The sequence below is a fragment of the Paraburkholderia guartelaensis genome, from assembly GCF_004353905.1.
GTDB lineage: Bacteria > Pseudomonadota > Gammaproteobacteria > Burkholderiales > Burkholderiaceae > Paraburkholderia > Paraburkholderia guartelaensis.
This window is the reverse complement of the sequence record NZ_SMOD01000001.1, coordinates 411,496-430,572: the sequence shown is the minus strand read 5'-3', so window position 1 is coordinate 430,572 and position 19,077 is coordinate 411,496. Positions and strand designations below refer to the sequence as shown.

Annotated in this window: 16 protein-coding genes; 2 read left to right on the top strand and 14 right to left on the bottom strand. The window is 60.5% G+C overall.

What is annotated here, in order from left to right:
• Positions 1-54: 54 nt before the first annotated feature.
• The 5 genes from E1N52_RS01880 to E1N52_RS01860 all read right to left on the bottom strand — a co-directional run bounded on the left by E1N52_RS01880 (position 55) and on the right by E1N52_RS01860 (position 5,294).
• Positions 55-1,206 carry a quaternary amine ABC transporter ATP-binding protein gene (locus E1N52_RS01880; protein ID WP_246088910.1) on the bottom strand — a complete coding sequence of 384 codons (1,152 nt, stop codon included), beginning with the start codon at positions 1,204-1,206 and terminating at the stop codon, positions 55-57.
• On the bottom strand, positions 1,163-2,050 hold the full coding sequence (locus E1N52_RS01875) for an ABC transporter permease (protein ID WP_133179660.1): 888 nt from the start codon (positions 2,048-2,050) through the stop codon (positions 1,163-1,165). Before E1N52_RS01875 ends, E1N52_RS01880 begins: the two co-directional genes overlap by 44 nt.
• Positions 2,051-2,074: 24 nt before the next feature.
• Positions 2,075-3,406, bottom strand: coding sequence for an NAD(P)/FAD-dependent oxidoreductase (locus E1N52_RS01870; RefSeq protein WP_133179658.1), 1,332 nt, complete (start codon positions 3,404-3,406; stop codon positions 2,075-2,077).
• Between the two features lie 18 nt (positions 3,407-3,424).
• Positions 3,425-4,318, bottom strand: coding sequence for a dihydrodipicolinate synthase family protein (locus E1N52_RS01865; protein WP_133179656.1), 894 nt, complete (start codon positions 4,316-4,318; stop codon positions 3,425-3,427).
• 256 nt (positions 4,319-4,574) lie between these two features.
• A complete protein-coding gene (locus tag E1N52_RS01860) occupies positions 4,575-5,294 on the bottom strand; it encodes a GntR family transcriptional regulator (protein ID WP_246088909.1) in 720 nt (239 codons plus the stop codon).
• Positions 5,295-5,825: 531 nt separating this feature from the next.
• Between E1N52_RS01860 and E1N52_RS01855 the strand changes: the two genes are divergently transcribed.
• Positions 5,826-6,953 carry an FAD-binding oxidoreductase gene (locus tag E1N52_RS01855; protein WP_133179652.1) on the top strand — a complete coding sequence of 376 codons (1,128 nt, stop codon included), beginning with the start codon at positions 5,826-5,828 and terminating at the stop codon, positions 6,951-6,953.
• 87 nt (positions 6,954-7,040) lie between these two features.
• Positions 7,041-8,273 (top strand): M24 family metallopeptidase, encoded by a 1,233-nt coding sequence (locus E1N52_RS01850; protein WP_133179650.1) that lies wholly within the window; start codon positions 7,041-7,043, stop codon positions 8,271-8,273.
• Between the two features lie 83 nt (positions 8,274-8,356).
• Here E1N52_RS01850 and E1N52_RS01845 read toward each other — a convergent pair whose 3' ends face one another.
• The 9 genes from E1N52_RS01845 to E1N52_RS01805 all read right to left on the bottom strand — a co-directional run bounded on the left by E1N52_RS01845 (position 8,357) and on the right by E1N52_RS01805 (position 19,064).
• The gene (locus tag E1N52_RS01845) at positions 8,357-9,508 is read right to left on the bottom strand and encodes a porin (protein WP_133179648.1); all 1,152 of its coding nucleotides are present in this window, start codon (positions 9,506-9,508) and stop codon (positions 8,357-8,359) included.
• A gap of 233 nt (positions 9,509-9,741) precedes the next feature.
• Complete coding sequence (locus E1N52_RS01840; RefSeq protein ID WP_133179646.1) at positions 9,742-10,857, bottom strand: GlxA family transcriptional regulator; 1,116 nt, start codon at positions 10,855-10,857, stop codon at positions 9,742-9,744.
• A gap of 76 nt (positions 10,858-10,933) precedes the next feature.
• Entirely contained in the window at positions 10,934-11,935 is a 1,002-nt protein-coding gene (locus tag E1N52_RS01835) for a LysR substrate-binding domain-containing protein (protein ID WP_133179644.1), read from the bottom strand.
• A 172-nt stretch (positions 11,936-12,107) separates the two neighbouring features.
• Positions 12,108-12,878: a pyrroline-5-carboxylate reductase gene (locus E1N52_RS01830; protein ID WP_133179643.1), complete on the bottom strand. Its 771-nt coding sequence runs from the start codon at positions 12,876-12,878 to the stop codon at positions 12,108-12,110.
• A gap of 92 nt (positions 12,879-12,970) precedes the next feature.
• Positions 12,971-14,464, bottom strand: coding sequence for an aldehyde dehydrogenase (locus tag E1N52_RS01825; protein ID WP_133179641.1), 1,494 nt, complete (start codon positions 14,462-14,464; stop codon positions 12,971-12,973).
• 17 nt (positions 14,465-14,481) lie between these two features.
• Positions 14,482-15,813 (bottom strand): NAD(P)/FAD-dependent oxidoreductase, encoded by a 1,332-nt coding sequence (locus E1N52_RS01820; RefSeq protein WP_133179639.1) that lies wholly within the window; start codon positions 15,811-15,813, stop codon positions 14,482-14,484.
• A gap of 9 nt (positions 15,814-15,822) precedes the next feature.
• Positions 15,823-16,710, bottom strand: coding sequence for a dihydrodipicolinate synthase family protein (locus tag E1N52_RS01815; RefSeq protein WP_069263831.1), 888 nt, complete (start codon positions 16,708-16,710; stop codon positions 15,823-15,825).
• A 74-nt stretch (positions 16,711-16,784) separates the two neighbouring features.
• Positions 16,785-18,080 (bottom strand): serine hydroxymethyltransferase, encoded by a 1,296-nt coding sequence (glyA, locus tag E1N52_RS01810; protein WP_133179638.1) that lies wholly within the window; start codon positions 18,078-18,080, stop codon positions 16,785-16,787.
• A 102-nt stretch (positions 18,081-18,182) separates the two neighbouring features.
• Positions 18,183-19,064 (bottom strand): glycine betaine ABC transporter substrate-binding protein, encoded by an 882-nt coding sequence (locus tag E1N52_RS01805; protein ID WP_133179636.1) that lies wholly within the window; start codon positions 19,062-19,064, stop codon positions 18,183-18,185.
• Positions 19,065-19,077 lie beyond the last annotated feature (13 nt).

Here is a 19,077-nt window from a genome sequence, read left to right as displayed (position 1 = left end):
CGTACTTGTCTACGCGGTTATTGAGGCTTCTCCACTCCAGAACTGACGTGTTGCCTATGCTCGGAATACGGCCGCGGGTCGCGCCACGAAAGCACGCTCATTGGCCGGTGCATGACCCATGTCCGGCGCGTCCTCGGGTGTCGTCAGCGCACACGCCAATTGACGCAGATTCACGGTGCCAAGCGCCTGATTCCCCGCTCCGACCACGGTCAATTGATCGATTCGCGCGTCATGTGTCAGGATCGAAATCGCATCGTCAATCGTCGTGCCAACCGCGACCTGCTCACCGACTGCCGTGATTCCCGAGCGCAATGGCGACATGACAGCTTCGACGCACACCACGCGTCCGCGATTGACCTGCTTCACGAAACTGGTCACGTAGTCGTCAGCCGGTCGCATGACGATGTCCTGCTTCGTGCCCTGCTGAACGATGTTTCCGTCACGCAAAATGGCAATCTGATCGCCCAGACGAAGCGCTTCGTCGAGATCGTGCGTAATGAAGACGATCGTCTTGCGGATTTCTTTCTGAAGGTCCAGCAGCACCGTTTGCATGTCCATGCGAATGAGCGGGTCGAGCGCCGAGTACGCTTCGTCCATCAGAAGAACCGGTGCATCCATCGCCAGCGCGCGCGCCAGCCCCACACGTTGCTGCATCCCGCCAGACAACTGATTCGGATAGCGCTGCTCAAATCCTTTGAGGCCCACACGTTCGATCCATCGCATCGCCGTCTCGACCGACCCTTTGCGGGCGACGCCGCAAATTTCGAGTCCGTACACGACGTTGTCGAGTACATTGCGATGCGGAAGGAGCGCGAATTTCTGAAACACCATCGCCGTTTGACGCCGGCGGAACTCGCGCAAATCCTTTTGTTTCATCTTGCACACGTCGACACTACCGATCAGCACTTCCCCCGCCGTCGGATCGATCAAGCGATTGATGTGCCGGATGAGTGTCGACTTGCCCGAACCGGAAAGGCCCATGATCACCTGAATAGATCCCGCAGGAATATCCAGATTGATATTGCGGAGGCCGAGCACATGGCCGCTTTGTGCGAGCAGATCGGCCTTGCAAAGGCCGCCTTTCACCGCGTCGACGTACGACGCGCCCTTGGGCCCAAAGATTTTGTACAGATTGCGGATCTTGATACCGCCGGCGTTGATATCATCCATGGACGACCTCCTGATGCTTTTGGAGCCGCTTGCCATACGCCTGGCTCACACGGTCGAAGATGACCGCGATACCCACGATAGCGAGACCGTTGAAGATGCCGAGCGTGAAATACTGGTTCGCAATGGCCTTCAGCACGGGTTGCCCAAGGCCTTGAACACCGATCATCGCAGCCACGACGACCATCGCCAGCGCCATCATGATGGTCTGATTGACACCTGCCATGATGGTCGGCAGCGCGAGCGGCAATTGAACTTTCAGGAGCCGTTGCCAGCCTGAAGAGCCAAACGCGTCTGCGGCTTCGAGGATGTCCTTGTCGACGAGGCGAATGCCGAGATTGGTCAATCGAATCATCGGCGCAATCGCATAGATGACGACTGCGATCAGGCCGGGCACGCGGCCGATACCCAGCAACATCACCACCGGAATCAGATAAACGAAGCTCGGCATGGTTTGCATCACGTCCAGCACCGGATCGACGAGCTTGCGAACACGGTCCGATTTCGCCATCAGAATGCCGATTGGCAGGCCGATGACGATGGACAGCACCGTACAGACGAAGATCATCGATACGGTACGCATCGTGTCTTCCCACATGTCGAGATAGCCGATTGCGGCGAGCGTGACCAGACACCCGGCAACGATTTTCCAGTTGCGGCTCGCGACCCACGCCACGGCGAGAACGAGCAGCATGATGACGGGCCACGGGGTGCGCGTCATGAAATGCTCGGCGGCGACCAGGAAACGCTGCAGCGGATCGAACGCCGCATCGATAGGGTCGCCGTACGCGGCAGTGAAGGCTCGAAAGCCGTCGTCGATCGATCGCTTCACGTGCAGGAGTACGTCATCCTGCATGTGCGGAAACTTGGTTATCCAGTCCATTTGCTCCTCCTTCTCTCCTGTGCCCTACTCCATGCCCGCGGACCATTCCTTGACGCTCAGATTCGCCGTGGCGCCGATCGTCAGGAAGGGTTGTGGCGGAAGCGGCTTCGGTGTGGCGAAACCGCGGAAGACCTGCACGAGCCATGAATCCATGCCGAGCGCTGCCTCGGCAGCAGCGATACCCGCAGCGGTGGCTTTCGTCGCGCCAACGCCGTTACATGCAATCGCAGCGAAGATTCCGGGCTCGACCTCCCCAAATGCGGGAACCCCATTCCACGTGAGCGCCATGGCGCCTGCCCATCGATACTGCATTCGCACCCCCTTCAGCATGGGAAAGCGTGCTTCGAACTTGCGATCGTGGATGCGGCCGGCGCGAGTGATCGCCCCATCGCTGACCTGCATGCGTGGGTTGTACGTGTAGCGGGAGCGAATCAAAATGCGGTCGCCATCGCGCTTGTCGCCTTGCACTCTGCGCACTGTCGTCCCCATCGGGAAGGCGGGCGTTGCGGCCCACGAGCGTTGACCGCCCAGGCGTGTGGGGTCGAAGGCCTCCGTCATCGAGGCGTAGGTGTAGACGTGCAGGAGCACGCCGCGAAAAAGGCCGAAACTCTGCGCATGTCCGTTGTTTGCCAGGACGATCTTCCCCGCATTCACGGCGCCGTTGGGTGTCTTGATGCGCCACGATGCGCCTTGCCGGTCGAAAGACAATGCAGGGCTATGCTCGAAGAGCTTGACCGAGCCTCCGAAAGAATCGGCCAGGCCCCTGATGTACGCGGCGGGCTGGATGATCACGGTGCCCGGCGTGAAGATCGCCGACGTGAATGAGCGTGTCCCGGTTACTTCGCCGATCTCCTCCGAATCGAGCAGCCGATATTCTTCCTTCACGCTATCCAGTTGTCTGGCATAGGACGCGACATGCTTGTCGCCCTGCGGACCCATCGCAACGTTGTACTTGCCGCACGGGTCGAAAATATCCTTGCCCCAGCCCTTTTCCACTGCCAGGTCGCGCGCGAGCGCGATCGCCATACGGTGAATCTTGATGTCGTGTCGCCGCTCGTCGCTATCCGTGCCACCGTAGTCTTCGGAGGAAACCTCGTGAGGCAAGTCGATGATGAAGCCCGAGTTGCGGCCCGTAGCGCCCTCGGCAATTTCCCCGGCCTCCAGGATCACGACCTTGAGTGTGGGGTCGAGTTGCGACAGGCGCCTTGCTGCCGAGAGCCCGGCAAAGCCGCCGCCGATGATGGCAACATCGGCGTTCAACGTGCGGTTCAGCGAAGGACGAGGCGTCCTCGCGGGCAGCATGGCGACCCAACCCGACCGGTCGAGTTGCTGGGGGAGTTTGCTCGCTACGAACATGATATTTCGCCCAGTTCGTTAAAACGCGAGCCTTTCGCGCTCGACCAGCTCGCCGAGCGCCCCGCGCAGGACGTCGCTCTTCGCAGCCGAAAGACGCGACAGCGGGCGCCGCGGGTTCCCCGCGCCATAACCTGTCATCGCCGAGGCCGCATAAACGGACTGCACATAGTCGCCTTGCCAGATCAGCGACATGGCGGGTTCCAGCACACGCCAGATTTCGCGGGCGACGTCCCACCGATGTTCCTGGGCCGCTGCGACCAACTCGACACAAGTTTTCGGCGCGAAATTCGCGCCGCCCCAGATCAAGCCTCGCACGCCGGCATACATCGCATAGGGCACGAGCGGGTCTGCGCCATTCATCACCGGGAGTCCGGTACGGACCAGCGCCGCTTGCTTCGCCAGATCGCCGCTGCTGTCCTTCACTGCGAGGAATTCAGGAATCTCGCACAGCCGGCGCAATAGCGAGGGCGTGATCTCCACGCCAACGGCTTGCGGTACGTTGTAGCCAACAATGGGCAAGCCGGCACGCGCAACCGAAGCATAGAACTCGAACACGCCGTCATCGTCCGCCGGCCCTTCGAAGAAAGGCGGCAGCACCATGACTGCTCCCGCACCGATGTCCGCGGCGTGACGGGTGCGCTCGACGACGTCTTCGACGAGCAATGCCGACGTCTGGGCGATGATGTTTGCGCGGCCATTGATAATCTTCGCGCCAAACGCCACGAGTTTTTTCGATTCCTCCTGCGAGAGGTAGACGTGCATGCCCGTGCCCGAACTCAGCACGAAGCCGCGAATGCCCGCCGCGAGATAGCGCTCGATCAGCGTCTCCATCCGCGCGTAGTCCACCTTTCCATCATCATTAAAAGGAGTACTAATTGCCAGATTGATGCCAGAAAAAGAAAAAGTGCTCATGTCTTTACTCGCCTTCCATTTCGTTGTCGTTCAGGTCCAGTCAGATCGCTTTCAGTTCGATGTACTGATCATTAGCGACGAGAGAATTGTCCCGTGTACCGGAACCCGACTGCTTGAACCGACGAAGACCGCAATGGCCGGCACCGTCAGTTCACAAACCGTCTTGTACGCATTGCTGGACTGCGAGTCGGTCATGTCAATCTCTCAGTGGCGCAGTTTTTCGTGAAACACCGAACCATGCATCTGCTTTGCATTGCTAAAACTCGAATGGCACGTTCACGCCTTCCGGCGCAACGTAGGCCGCCATGTTGCGCCGCGCCAGATTGACGTGCGCGAGCACAACTTCTCCGGCAGTCTCGACATCGCGGCGTTGAATGGCATCAATGATGTCTTCGTGCTGCTGCACTGCGATCGCGAGTTCGGCTTCCATTCGCTCGTTGCTCGGCTGATAGAACGTCTTGCCGAGTCTTGCGTGGTCGATCAGCAAACGGCACAAGCTTGGCAGCAGGTACGCATTGCGGGCCATCTTGCCGATTGCGAGGTGGAACTGGTCGTTCTCCAGTACGCGTTCGTCGACCGTCGTGCCCTCCACCGCGGCGCGGAATCGCTCCTGAATGCGTTTCAGGAGGTCGACGTCTGCCTGTGTCGCCTGCGCCGCCGCGAGCTTGGTCGTCGCAACGTAAATCAGCGGCGCCGCCAGGAAATAGCTGCGCAGCGAGTCGTAGTTCATGGAGGCCACGCGCGCGGCGCGATTCGCCTCGAGCTCGATATAGCCCTCGGCCGCCATTTGCCGCATCAGTTCCCGCACGGGAGGGCGCGAGAGCCCGAACTCTTCGGCGAGCGCCACTTCATCGAGCGTCGATCCCGGCGCAAGCTCCATGCTGAGAATGCGTTGCCGTAGGGCCTGCCCCAGCGCTGTCTTGCGATCAAGCGATGGCGTTTCCTCGCGGTCGATTTCAACGATGTTCGACTTCATGTGCTCTCCTGTTGAACTCATTCTGAGTCTACAAATTGTATAAATCAAGACGACAATGTGACGACTAAGGGAAGTCACCGATAAGAGTGAGGATAGGCCTCGTATGGATTGGACGCGGTGGTGTTCCTCGCTAAGTCACCGCAACCGGAAAATTATCTTGCCATACCCGGACTAAATAGAACTATTTCCCGCTCGGGAAAGTTTCGCAGGATTTCATCCTTCTGCGACCTCGCATTCTTATGAATTTCATGCGCGACAGGCCAAGGGGCGTCAGCGAGCGCATGTCCGGACGCTACGCATAACCCAATGTAATGCGAGCGGGAAAATAAAGCGCATTGACGCTGTGTCCCCCGCCCCCCAATACTCGACGCACAGTGAAGGCAGTCCACGCGCGCAGATGACAATCAGAAAGACGCCAACGCAGCCGCTTTAAATCGCGCTGCCCTCGCGACCCCCAAATGCACGTTGAGCCGTTCTTGCGCTGGTTGACAGCCAACTGAAACCACACGGCGTCCTAACCGATTTGATGCGATGAACTCGATGGAAAGCATGTTCGCCCTGGCGTCAGAAGCAGACGATTCGTTTTCAAACGCGAGCACATGGGAGCGTGGCGGCCAACTCTGGGCAAGTAACGAGCAGCGCACGCTCACCTGTTGTCGTGTGGTTGACGAGACCCACGACGTCAAGACCTTTGAATTCCGCGTGGGTGACGGACTCCCCGTACGTTTCGAACCCGGTCAATTCATGACCGTGTCGGCAATCGTGCAAGGTCAAGCGGTCGAGCGTTGCTACACGATCTCCTCTCCACCCACGCGTCCCTGGCTCGTTTCAATTACCGTGAAGCGCGTACCCGACGGCGTGATGTCGAACTGGCTTCACGAGAACATGAAGCCTGGCACGCTGTTGCGCGCGTACGGTCCTTCTGGCGCGTTCACGCCCACTGCAGCACCGGCCGCAAAATCACTTTACCTGTCGGCAGGTTCGGGGGTGACGCCGTTGATGTCCATGACGCGCGCAAGCATCGACCTCGGGCTCAACCGCGACGTCGTATTTGTGCATAGCGCGCGAACGCCGGCGGACATTATTTTCCGCGAGGAATTGCGCCGACTTGTCGGACTCTCACCCCGCCTTCGCACCTATTTTGTTTGCGAAGGCGCTGGCGACGAAGGTTGGTCGGGACCGACCGGCCGGCTCAGTCTGCAACTGCTTTCGCAATGGGTGCCGGACTACGCCGAACGCGAGGTCTTCACGTGTGGTCCCGCGGGCTACATGAACGCCGTGCGCGAACTGCTACGCGAAGGCGGGCACGACCCGGCGCGATACCACCAGGAGAGCTTCGATATCGGCGCGGGTATCGCCGCAGAGCCCGCGGCCCCGGAAAGCACGGCAGCCCACGACACCTTCACCGTGAAGCTCGCACGTTCCTCGAAGGCGTTCGCGATGAGCGCATCCGAAACCGTGCTTTCAGCCGCGAGAAAGGCTGGCGTCGCCATCCCGTCGTCGTGCAGTCAGGGCATATGCGGCACATGCAAGACCAAGGTGCTCGAAGGAACGGTCGATATGAAACACAACGGCGGCATTCGCGAGCGAGAAGTCCAGAAAGGATTCCGTCTGCTCTGTTGCAGCCGTCCGACGTCGGACCTGGTGTTAGAGCTTTAATCCGCCGCCACGCGCGCGCGACACGATTGCCCCAGCCAGCCCCCATTCAATGCAACACGACATATAGACCAATCCAGGAGAAAGAGGATGACGAGCGCCCCGCTTTTCGATGAGGCACACAACACGATCGAGCCGAACGGCAAAGACGCGATTCTGCGCGACGTCCGCGCCTGGCGGCTCGCGCGCGTGCAGGAGCAACTGCGCAAGCAAAATGTGCCCGCCATCCTGCTCTATGACCCCGTGAACATCCGCTACGCGACCGACACTTCCAATATGCAGGTGTGGGCCGGCCGCAATCCCGCGCGATACGTCATGGTCTTCGCAGACGGTCGCGTCATCGCCTGGGAATTTCATAGCAGCGAGCATGTCTGGGACGGGCTGGATCTCGATGTGGAATTGCGCGGCGCGCTCAGCTGGACATTCTTCAACGCGGGCCACGAGGCGGAGCGCCGCGCGCAGGCATGGGGCGCCGAGATCGTCGACGTATTGCGTCAGCATGCACCCGGCGAAAGCGTGCTGGCCGTCGACCGGCTCGATCCGTTCGGGGCCGCATACCTGGAAAAGCACGGCATCTTGCTGCTCGACGGGCAAGCGCTGATGGAGACGGCCCGTTTGATCAAGTCGTCCGGCGAACTCGTGTTGATTGGCGAATCGCTGCGCACCTGCGAATTGGGAATCGAGCGCATGAAACGCGAGCTACGCGCCGGAATGACCGAAAACGACCTGTGGGCGAACCTCCATTACGAGAATATCCGGCACGGTGGCGAGTGGATTGAAACTCGTCTGCTCGCCTCCGGGGATCGCACGAACCCGTGGATGCACGAATCTTCGTCGCGCGTTCTACAGAAAGGCGACCTTCTGGCCTTCGACACGGATATGGTCGGACCCAACGGCTATTGCTCGGACATCTCCCGCACATGGCTCGTTGGCGACGGCCGTCCTTCGGACGAGCAGCGCAAGCTCTACGAGTATGCGTATGCACAGGTTCATTTCAACATGGACCTTCTGCAGCCCGGCATGACGTTTCGCGAGTTCTCGGAAAAGGCGTGGAAAATTCCGGATCCGTTCGTCAAGAACCGTTATTGCTGCCTTGCCCACGGCATCGGCATGGTCGACGAATATCCCTCGATTGCGCACCAGGTCGATTGGGACAGCGCGGGCTACGACGGCGGCTTCGAAGTGGGCATGACGGTGTGTGTCGAGAGCTATATCGGCGCAGAAGGCGGTACGCAGGGCGTCAAGCTCGAGCAGCAAGTGGTGCTGACCGAGAACGGCTGCGCTTCTTTGACCGGTTGCGCCTTCGAGACTGATTGGCTGTGACATGTGGCGTGCGGCGTTCATGGCCGCGCGTCGCGCTCGTTACGGCGTGCCCGCCAGCACGCCGTCCGCTATTGCGCGGGTGGTCAGAACTTGTGACGGATCGCAGCGCGAATCACCAGCTGATTCGAGTTCGAGGAAACGTCTGCCGCACCCGGAACATAGGCGACGTCGAGCACGGTTTGGGTCTTGTCGCCGCCAACGTGCTGATATGCACCCTGCAGATAGAGATCCGTACGCTTCGACAGATTGTAGTCCGCCATCAAGCCGATCGTCTGATAGTTGGGATGCAGCTTGCCAGTGGTCGCATTGAAATCCGCGCGCGTGTAGGTGTACATCGCACCAACGAAGAACGCCGGGGTGAACTGATACTTCCCGTTCACTTCGAAGTTCTGGAAGCGCAGCGACGACAGAGTCGATCCAGCGGGAGGCGTGATCGCGCCAACATAGCCGTTGCTGACCGGTTGCGTGACGTCGGTGTTCGTGTACGCAAAGCCCAGCGTTGCCGAGCCGATCGTATAGTTGATCCCCGCGCCGAAGATACGCAGGCGTTGCGCCAGGAAGTTTTCGTCGCCGCCGTTGTTGATCGCGCCAGTGGCCGTTGAAGACGGGTTGTTGGCCTGCAGATACGACGCCGCGATCAACAGCGAACCAGTCGTGTACTGAGCACCGACGCTGTACTGCCGGTTGTTGGCGAAATTCGTGTCATTGCTGAAGCTATACGTGCCGCCGAACTGGAAGCCGGCGAGCGACGGACTCGTATACTTCGCCGTATTGTTTACGCGGAACGTGTTGTCGGTGTTGTCGTTGTCATACGGGTGCGAAAAGAGGTAGCCTGCCCAGCTTCCGTTCGCTGTAGTCTGTGCGAGAAAATCGACCAGCGAGTCGTACTGCCGCCCCAGCGTGACCGTACCATACGTGTCGCTCGCCACGCCCACGTAGGCCTGCCGGCCAAACATCAAGCCGCCCTGCCCGAGTTTTCCGTTGTTGACGTTGAAGCCGTTTTCAAGCTGGAACACGGCCTTCAATCCACCGCCGAGATCCTCCGCGCCTTTCAAGCCCCAACGGCTGCCTTGAACATAGCCGCTCTGCAGCTCGTACACCTTGCTGCCGCCTACGTTGTTAGTGAAGTCGAAGCCTTCGTCGATCACGCCATAGAGCGTCACCGAGCTTTGAGCCATCGCGGGAGCGGCAAATGCCGCCAATATCGATGCCGCGATTACACTGCGTCCTTTCATCGAGTCCTCCAAACCTGTTTTTCATTCGCTAGCGAATGTTCGTATGTACGATTTCTGATTTATTAAATGCGTAGTAAACCTAAATATTATCGATGCGGATAGTCTCCTTTTTTGTAGTCAATCTATGGAACGACGAGGAACCGGTGCGCGGAGTATGAAGCAACACCGCAGACTGTCAACGTGATTTATTTTCCTTCCCGGATGACTTTAAATTATGCGAAACCCCAGCATCGCTACCGCAATCTATTCGGTTCGCTTCGCAGTTGCCGCACCGGTGCCTCGACATATTCGTCGGCCAACGGCAGCTCCGCCTCCGGCGTGCCCAGCAGCGCCTCATGAGCATTCGGCAGCCGCGTCGTACGATATTCGTTGGGCGACTCGCCGAATTCCTTGCGGAACTCGCGGCCGAGATGCGAGGCATCGGAGAAACCGCATGACGAGGCGATATCCGCAACCGTGCGGTCCGAACTCGTCAACAGCCACGACGCCATGCGTATGCGAATCTGCCTTGCGTACGCGCCCGGAGACTTGCCGGTTTCCGTCGTGAACAGGCGTTCGAGCTGGCGAACCGAAACATCGAGCCGATGCGCCAGGTCCGGCAGACTCAGCGGCTGGCCAACGTGTTGCTCCATCAGCAGAATCGCGCGCCTGACCTTGGGATGCGTCGCGGGCTCGAGGCCCGGAGGATGCGGTTGCGGCGCGTTGCCTTTCTGCGCATCGTCCACCAGCAGAATACGCAGCGCCTTGCGCACGATCGTGGCCTCGACATGGCGCAACAGAATCGCCGCGGCAACGTCGATCGACGCACGGCCGCCGGAACACGTAATGCGCCTTCTGTCGATCACAAAGAGCCGGTCGGCAACCAGGTCACGCTCATCGACATGCGGAAAGCGCTCGACGAAATCCCAGTAGTGAAACCAGCTCACGCAAATGCGATATCCGGTCATCACGCCGGCTCTGGCGAGTGCGAACGCACCCGTGCAGAGGCCCACGAGCGTGGCCGGTGTTTCAGCCATCGCGCGGATGAAGGAGAGCGTGGCGTCGCTGGCCGGCGGTCCCGAATGCAGCAGTCCACCTACGATCACGACATAGTCGAACGCTTCGGCGTCGTCGAACGTCGTCCACGGTGTGATCTGGATTCCGCAACTGGCACGAACCGGAACGAGATTTTCTCCGACGATGGTCCATGAGCACCGCACCGGCCGGCTCATGTCACCTTCGTCGCTCGCGAGCCTGAGCAGGTCGACGAAGCCGGAGAACGCGGTCAACGTGAAGTTCGGCAGTAGCACGATCCCGAAACGCAGCCGCCTCGCGGCCGTCGCTTCGCTGTCAATCGCGTGGTGAACCATGGGGACCGCCTCAGTCAATGCATTCCAAACAATCGATACGGTCGATATCCGTTGCCCGTTGATCAGCCCGTGACACCTAGCCTGTGACCGCAACACCGGCGTCGAGCCAGTCGCGCATCATGGCGCCGGCTTCTTCGCTGAGCCAGTTTCTAAACTGCAGATACTCGGTACGAGGCCGCGCATTGCGGTGCGTAATCAGATAGTGGTAGCGGTCTCTAAAGACAAGCGCGTCCGGAACAGGCCGTATCAGGCGTCCCTGCTCGACCTGAAGATGCAGCAGATGATGCCAGCCGAGCAGCGTCCCTTCACCGGCTTCCGCCTGCGCGACCAGGAGCCGATAGTCGTTGCTCTCCAGGTTCCGGTTCTCAGCCAGAATGTCCGTGCCGTCGCCCTGCTGAAACCAGTTGCGCCACACCCGCCAATCCACGTGTTCACACACCTGGGCGCGCCCGAGCAACGAGAGATTCAACGTGGGTTCGGAAAGCAGGTCGAGTGGCTTGAGTTTCTTGCCGCGAAAATACCGGTCGTAAAACGTTGGGCTGCAAACCGGATAAACGACATCATGAAACAGCGGCTCGACTTCGTATTCCGGCTCACGCGGCGGATTCTTCGTGATGATGATGTCGGGCTCCATGAGTTCGTCCAACTCCATGAAGTGCTCGGTGACCATCACGTGCAGGCGGATATCCGGAAAGCGCGCGCGAAATGCCGGCAGGCGTTGCGACAACCACAACGCCGAGAACGTATGCGAGACGCAAATCGTCAGCGCGTGGCGGTCCGTGCGCCGCACCGCCTCCGCCGCTTCGGCGATATTCATGATGGAGAGATATGACGCGTTGTACAGAATGCGTCCAGCATCCGTCAGCGCGATATGCCGGCCGGTGCGCTCGAACAGCGCGACATCGAGCGAATCTTCAAGCTCTTTGATTTGTCTGCTGATTGCGGCCTGCGTCACGCAGAGCACCTCCGCCGCCTGGGTGAAGCTTTCGTATCTCGCCGCCGTCACGAAGCATCGGAGTGCACGGAGCGACGGCATCTGGGCGAGGAGTCTGTCTGCGAATAGCTGCTTCTTTAACATGGCTTGCGCTCTTTAAACGGGTGCTCGCATGGCGCATTCAAGCGCGCCACGAACCAGAAAGGGATTCGGATGAGAATAGTTTGCGAGTCCGTTTGCCCGGTGGCAAGTAAGGTGATCCATAATAAGGGTCTTATAAATGGCACAGCGCCGCCCCTCCGATGTGTCGTCTGGCTTACGCCCCGCCGACGACCCGCTTCAACACTCTGTCGAGCGCCTCTTCATAGTGCTTGTAGGTGCCGCGCTCATTTAGCTCGGCGTGCAATTGCGCGTTGAGGCCGCCCGGCGTCATGCAGTGCTCAGCCAGCGACGAAAAGGATTCCGCCGTGAGCGTCGTGTCATGGGCAAGACCCACGCAATAGCCGGACAGGAACGCCCTTGCGTCGTCGTACGGAACGCCTTGCCGCACGAGCCAGGCCGCCTGACTTTCCAGCACCGCATAGAAACTCGCCATGGTCGCGGTCACCGCGGATATGGCATTGAACTTCTGCTCGTCTTCGACTTCGACGGCCTCACCCATTGCCGAGAACAGCGCTTTCGCGATCGCATCCGGCGGGCAGATCGCCGTGCTGCCTTTGCCTTGTGCAACGGCGGGCAATGGAATGGTGCGCACGACCTTGCTGGCCGGGCGAACGAAGTTCGCCATCTTGTCGACTGAAATCGCGGCGACGAAGCTGATCACGTGATGGCGCGAGTCGAATTTCAACTCGCTGAGTACATCGGCCGCGATTTGCGGCACGACGGCGAGACACACGATGTCCGACGCATCGAGCACGTCCTGATTGTTCGCGCCAATGCGGATCCGGTGGTCGAGCGCCGCCAGCTCGGCAGCCGTCTGTTCGCCGCGCGGAGAAAGCGTGATCCGCTCGAATGACATGCCAGAGCGCAGCAGCCCGGTCACAACGGCCTTCGTGATTGCTCCCGTTCCAACGAATCCGATGCGCATTAGCATTCAAGTCCTGTTCAGATATGGCGTAGTCTCGCCACGGAGTGCGAGCGGGACCTGACGCCCCGCTCGCGCACTTTACAGTTGCCAGTTCACGTGAGCTTCAACCAGGTGGTCTTCAGCTCGCAATACTGGTCGTGTGCGTAGACAGACTTGTCGCGGCCGCCAAAGCCCGATTGCTTGAAGCCGCCGAATGGCGTCGAAAGATCGCCCTCACCGAAGCAGTTTACCGTGACCGTGCCCGCACGGATACGCGCTGCAACCTTATGCGCACTGTTCACGTTATCGGTCCACAGCGAAGCCGCCAATCCGTAGCAGGTGTCGTTCGCGATGCGGATCGCGTCTTCCACATCCTCGTATTCGATGAAACACACGACCGGCCCGAACACTTCTTCGCGCGCGATGGCCATATCCGGCGTGACCTGATCGAAGATCGTGGGCTCGACGAACCATCCGCCGGTTTCGGTTAGCGCGGCACGTCCGCCACAAACCACGCGCGCCCCCTGCTCCTTCGCTTTCTCGATGTGCGCGAGAACCTTCTCGTAGTGCTTTTGCTCGATCAGCGCGCCGAGCTTGGCATCCGGGTCGAGTGGGTCGCCCGTCCTCCAGCCCGCGAGTACGGCCTGAACTTTCTCGACCAGTTCCGCCCGCTTGCTCGAAGGAACGAGAATGCGCGAACCGGCGCTGCAATTCTCTCCCATGTTCCAGAACGCAGCGGCAACGGCCTGTTCGGCGACCGTATCGAGATTCGCGACATCGGGAAGAATCACCTGCGGATTCTTCCCGCCGCATTCGAGCACCACACGCTTGAGGTTGGTATCCGCGGAATAGTGCAAGAAACGCTTGCCGGTGGCGGTCGAGCCGGTGAACGCGACGAGATCGACATCGGGATGGCGGCCCAGCGCCTGTCCGGCGCCAGCGCCGAAGCCCGTGACGACGCTGAACACGCCCGCGGGCACGCCGGCTTTGAGCGCGAGATCCGCAATGCGCAAGGTCGAGAGTGACGTTTGCTCCGCAGGCTTCACGACCACACTATTGCCAACCGACAAAGCCGGACCGATCTTCCAGGCCAGCATCAGCGCGGGGAAATTCCAGGGCAGCACCGCACCAACCACACCAATCGGCTCACGCGTAATCATGCTGACGACATCTGCGCCCGAAGGCGACAGCGCGTCGTAACGCTTGTCAGTCACTTCGGCATGCCAACGAATACACGCTGCCGACTCGGGAATATCCAGCGCGAGGCATTCGCTGATCGGCTTGCCCGCCTCCAGCGCTTCGAGAAGCGCCAGTTCGTCCGTATGCTCGTCGATCAGTTGCGCAAGGCGAAGCAGAACCGCTTTGCGATGTGCGGGCGCTGCCTTCGACCAGACGCCCGATTCGAATGCATTGCGGGCAGCGGCGACTGCGTGGTCCACATCCTTTTCATCGCATTTCGCCACTTCCGCCAGCACCTTGCCCGATGCGGGATTGAGCGTGGCGAACGTTTCTCCCGACACCGCTCCACACCGCTCTCCGGCGATGAATGCCCGCCCGTCGAGCGGCAGTTCGGCGGCTTTCTGCTTCCATTGCTGATGCGTCGTCATCTCGTGTCCTTGGTTAGTTAAAGCTCGGCTCCAGCCGACATTTCCTTTGCCCAGATCGTGGCCGACACCGCCATGTCCACAATGGGCCGAACCGGCAGCGAGCGCGGATGGGGCTGATTCAGAAGCTGGTGGACAAGCTCGTTGTTCTGACCAAGCGCGTATTCGGCGATCAGCTTGCCCGACGAAGACCCTCTGCTCAGTCCGAGGCCGTTGCATCCCACCGCTTCCAGAATTCCGTCGTCACGGCGGCCGAACAGTGCACCGTTGTTCGCGGACAGACACAGTGGACCGCCCCACGTGTACTCGAGCTCGACGCCCTCGAGCATCGGAAATCGCCGGTCGAACGAGCGCTGATGCAGCGCTTTCGCTTTCGCTAGATCGGCTTCGGACACCTGCAGCCCTGGTCTGAACGCGAAATGGTTGCGCACGCAGATACGGTCCGTAGCAAGACGGCGCACGGTCGTGCCCATGGGGTCCGCCGGGATCAGCGCCCATGACCGCGTTCCGCCCAGCTTCTCGACCTCGCCGGCATTCATGACGCGAGTCATCGATGCAAAGGTGTAGACAGGCAGCAAGCCATTGGGATGGATGCCAAACGTCGCGGCATAAGCGTTCGTGCAGAGAATCACCTGTTTGGCGACGATCTTTCCTCTGGCGAAATGCAGGACTTTCTCGTTACTGCGATGCTCGATTTCGGTGACTGCGCTCAGCTCGAAGACCGTGACGTTTTCCGGCTGCGTGGCTGCGAGGCCGCGCATGAGCGCCGCCGGCTGCACCGTGCTGCAGCCCGGCGTAAACAGCGCCCCCTGATAAAAGTCCGTGCCCGTTACCTTGCGGATGGCCGCCTGATCGAGCCATTCGAAAGCTTCGTCGATGCGCGTCAGGCCCTGCGCAAAGTGCGAGAGCGCGTCGAGTCCCTTCTTGTTGACCGAGGCGTGGAATTTACCGTCGTCGCGCCAATCGCAATCGATGTTGTGCTGACGTACGATCGAACGCACGTAGTCGATCCCGTGCCGCTGGAACCGCACGTCAGCCTTGTCCTCTGCCACGCTGCGCGAATAGCTTTCACTGCTGATGTCGTGCGGCAGATCGACGAAGAATCCGGAATTACGTCCAGCCGTGGTGCGCCCGATGCGATCAGCCTCGACTAGCGCGATCGATGCATCGGGCGCCAGCTCGGCGAGCCGGCGAGCCGCGCAAAGCCCGGTAATGCCGCCGCCCACAACGACCCAGTCGTATCGATGCTCCGACGACACGGTTTTGGCAGGCCCCGCCGGCGGGAGACTCTCCCACCAGCCGTTGACGCCGTCTGGCGCAGGAAACCGCGCGAATTCCAGGTTCGAGACCATTTTCGGTGATTACTGGGCGTTGCGAATGAGCGGTTGCACAAGCTGCGCAAACGCGCTGCGCTCCTCTTGCGTGAGCGAGCCGAGCGGTGCACGCGCCACGCCAACCGGCAGCCCCACCAATTCGCAGCCGTAGCGCACGTACTGGATGAACTTGCCGCTGCGCTCGAGCAGTTCGAGCACCGGCAGCAATTGCGTCATCAGCTTGCGGCCCAGAACGAAATCGTTCTGTTTGACGCACGCGTCGAACAGCGCCGTGTGCGCTTCCGGCAGGAAGTTGGAGGCGCCGCCTACCCAGCTCTTCGCGCCCCAGGCGAAGAATTCGAGCGCCTGGTCGTCCATGCCACAGCTGAGCACCAGCCGGTCCTTGAAGTGCGTGACGAGATGATGCAGATGCGAAATATCGCCGGTGCTCTCCTTCATGGCGATAAAGTTCGGGCGCTCGAGCAGCGTTGCCAGCACGCCATCGCTGATCTCCGTGCCCGTGCGGGCCGGAAAGTTGTACAGCATGATCGGCATGTCGAGCGCGTCGTCCACCTTCAGCATGTGGCTGAGCAGTTCTTCCTGCGTAGGCTGCGCGTAGTACGGCGCGGCCACCAGCAGCGACGACAGACCTGCACGCTTCGCCTCGAGACCCAGGCGAATCACTTCCTTCGTCGTGGTCGCGTTGATGCCCGCGGTCAAATAGGTTTTTCCACCCGCCGCCTCGGCAACGGTGTTGAAAGTCTTGACGCGTTCCTCGAAGCTCAACGCGTAGTATTCGCCCGTGGTGCCGCCGATCCCGAGTCCCGATACACGGCCCGCGAGATTCGCTGCATGCTTGCCGAGCAACGCATGGTCGATTTCACCGTCTTCCTTGAACGGAGTGACCAGCGGAGTATGTACGCCCTCGAAGCTCATTTCGATTCCTCTCTTCAGTAATCTTCAAACAGATAAACGGGTCTTCATTGCATTCGCGCGCTGAGTGCCTGGGCTTATGCCAGCGCGTCGGCGTGCGAATAAATCGGATACTGGTTGCACAGATCCCGCACGCGGCTACGCACGGCGCGCTCGACGTGGTCGTCGCCGCCCGGCTCGCGCTCGAGGCCCGCCAGCACTTCGAGAATCATTTCGCCGATCTGCTCGAATTGAGCCGTGCCGAATCCGCGGGTCGTACCGGCTGGCGTGCCAAGCCGGATGCCGGAAGTCACAGTCGGGTTTTCCGTGTCGAACGGAATGCCGTTCTTGTTGCAGGTGATGCCCGCGCGCTCAAGGGCTTTCTCGGCCTGCGTGCCCGTAATGCGTTTGGAGCGAAGATCGACGAGCAGCAGATGGTTGTCTGTGCCACCCGTGACGAGCGAGAGCCCGCCCGATTGCAGCACGTTGCCGAGCGCCTCTGCATTGCGCATCACGCGGTCGATATAGCCCGCGAATTCGGGACGCAGCGCTTCGCCGAACGCCACGGCCTTGCCCGCAATAACATGCATGAGCGGACCGCCCTGCAAGCCGGGGAACACCGCGGAATTGATCTTCTTCGCGATGTCGCCGTTGTTGGTCAGAATGAAGCCGCCACGCGGGCCGCGCAGCGTTTTGTGCGTGGTCGACGTCACCACGTCCGCGTACTTGATCGGGTTTTCATGGCGGCCTGCCGCGACGATGCCGGCGATATGGGCCATATCGACCATCAGCAGCGCGCCAACGCTATCGGCGATTTCGCGGAAAGCCGCAAAGTCGAGCGCGCGCGGATAAGCCGAATAGCCCGCGATGATGAGCTTCGGCCGATGCTCTTGCGCGAGCCGCCGCACCGCGTCGTAGTCGATGCGATACGTTTGCGGGCTCACACCATACTGCACGGCGTTGAACCACTTGCCGGAAAGCGCCGGGCGCGCGCCATGCGTGAGGTGGCCGCCGGCGTCCAGCGACATCCCCATCACCGTGTCGCCCGGCTTGACCAGCGCGAGCATGACGGCGCCGTTTGCCTGGGCGCCGGAATGTGGCTGCACGTTGGCATATTCGGCGTCGAACAGGGCCTTCACGCGGTCGATCGCGAGCGCCTCGATGCGGTCGACGTGCTCGCAGCCGCCGTAATAGCGCTTTGACGGATAACCCTCGGCATACTTGTTGGTCAGCACCGTTCCTTGCGCTTCCATCACCGCCGCCGAAACGATGTTTTCGGAAGCGATCAATTCGATCTGCGTTTGTTGCCGGCGCAATTCGAGCGCGATCTCCGATGCAATGACCGGGTCACGGCTCTGGAGCGTTTCAGAAAAGAAGCACGAGTATTCGCTCACAGGTCACTCCAGGAAGTAATCGTGTCAAGCAGGCCCTGATGGAACATGAAAATCGTTGGGGGCAGCGGGCCTTTCCTGCCCCCGTGAATACGAACCTTCTGGTTACTGCTGCAGCCAGGCCTTCAGCTTGTCCGGGTGCGCGTCGACGAACTTCTTCGCGGCGGTCGCATAGTCGTTCGTGCTGTTGCCTTCGAGTTCGATGGCTTCGACATCAGCCAGCGTCAGCTTGAAATGCTTGAAGAACACATCGGCGCGGGGAAACTTGGTGGCGAACTGTTTGGACGCGAACGCGTGCACTTGTTCTTCGCCGCCCAGCGTGCCCTTGGGGTCCTTCAAATAGCGCATCTGCCATTTCTGCCAGAGCCAGTGCGGGCTCCAGACCGTGGCGACGACCCACTGCTTCGTTTGATACGCGCGCGACACGGCAGCGAGCATCCCGGCTTCGCTCGACGACTGCAGGTTGTAGCCGTTCAGGTCGTAGGCCTGAACCGACTTCTGGGAGGCCTGCATCAGGCCCGAGCCCGGACCAATGCCCTGGATCGTGCCGTCGAGCTTGCTCTTGACGTCCGGCTTGTTCAGGTCCGAAATCGACGACACTTCCGACTCCGGCACGTAGGCGGGCACGGCCCAGCCGTTTCGGCCACCCGTGTAAATGACGCCGACATCATCCAGATCGTTCTTGTACTTGGCGTAGTACACAGCGTGCGTAACTGGCAGCCAGCCGCCCACCATGATGTCCAGGTCGCCGCGCGCCACGCCCTGGAACTGAATGCCGATGTCCGCATTGACGAACTTGACCGGCTGATTCAGTTTCGTTTCGAGCACGTATTTGGCGACGTTGGCCGTGGCGAGCACGTCGGCCCAGTCGGTGATCGCCAGCTTGATCGGCTCCGCCGCTACCGCAGACCCGACGCCGACGCTCATCACGACGACCGTCGATAGCGCCAGCTTCGTCACGAGTGATTTGAAAGTATCGCTAATCATGTTAGTACTCCGG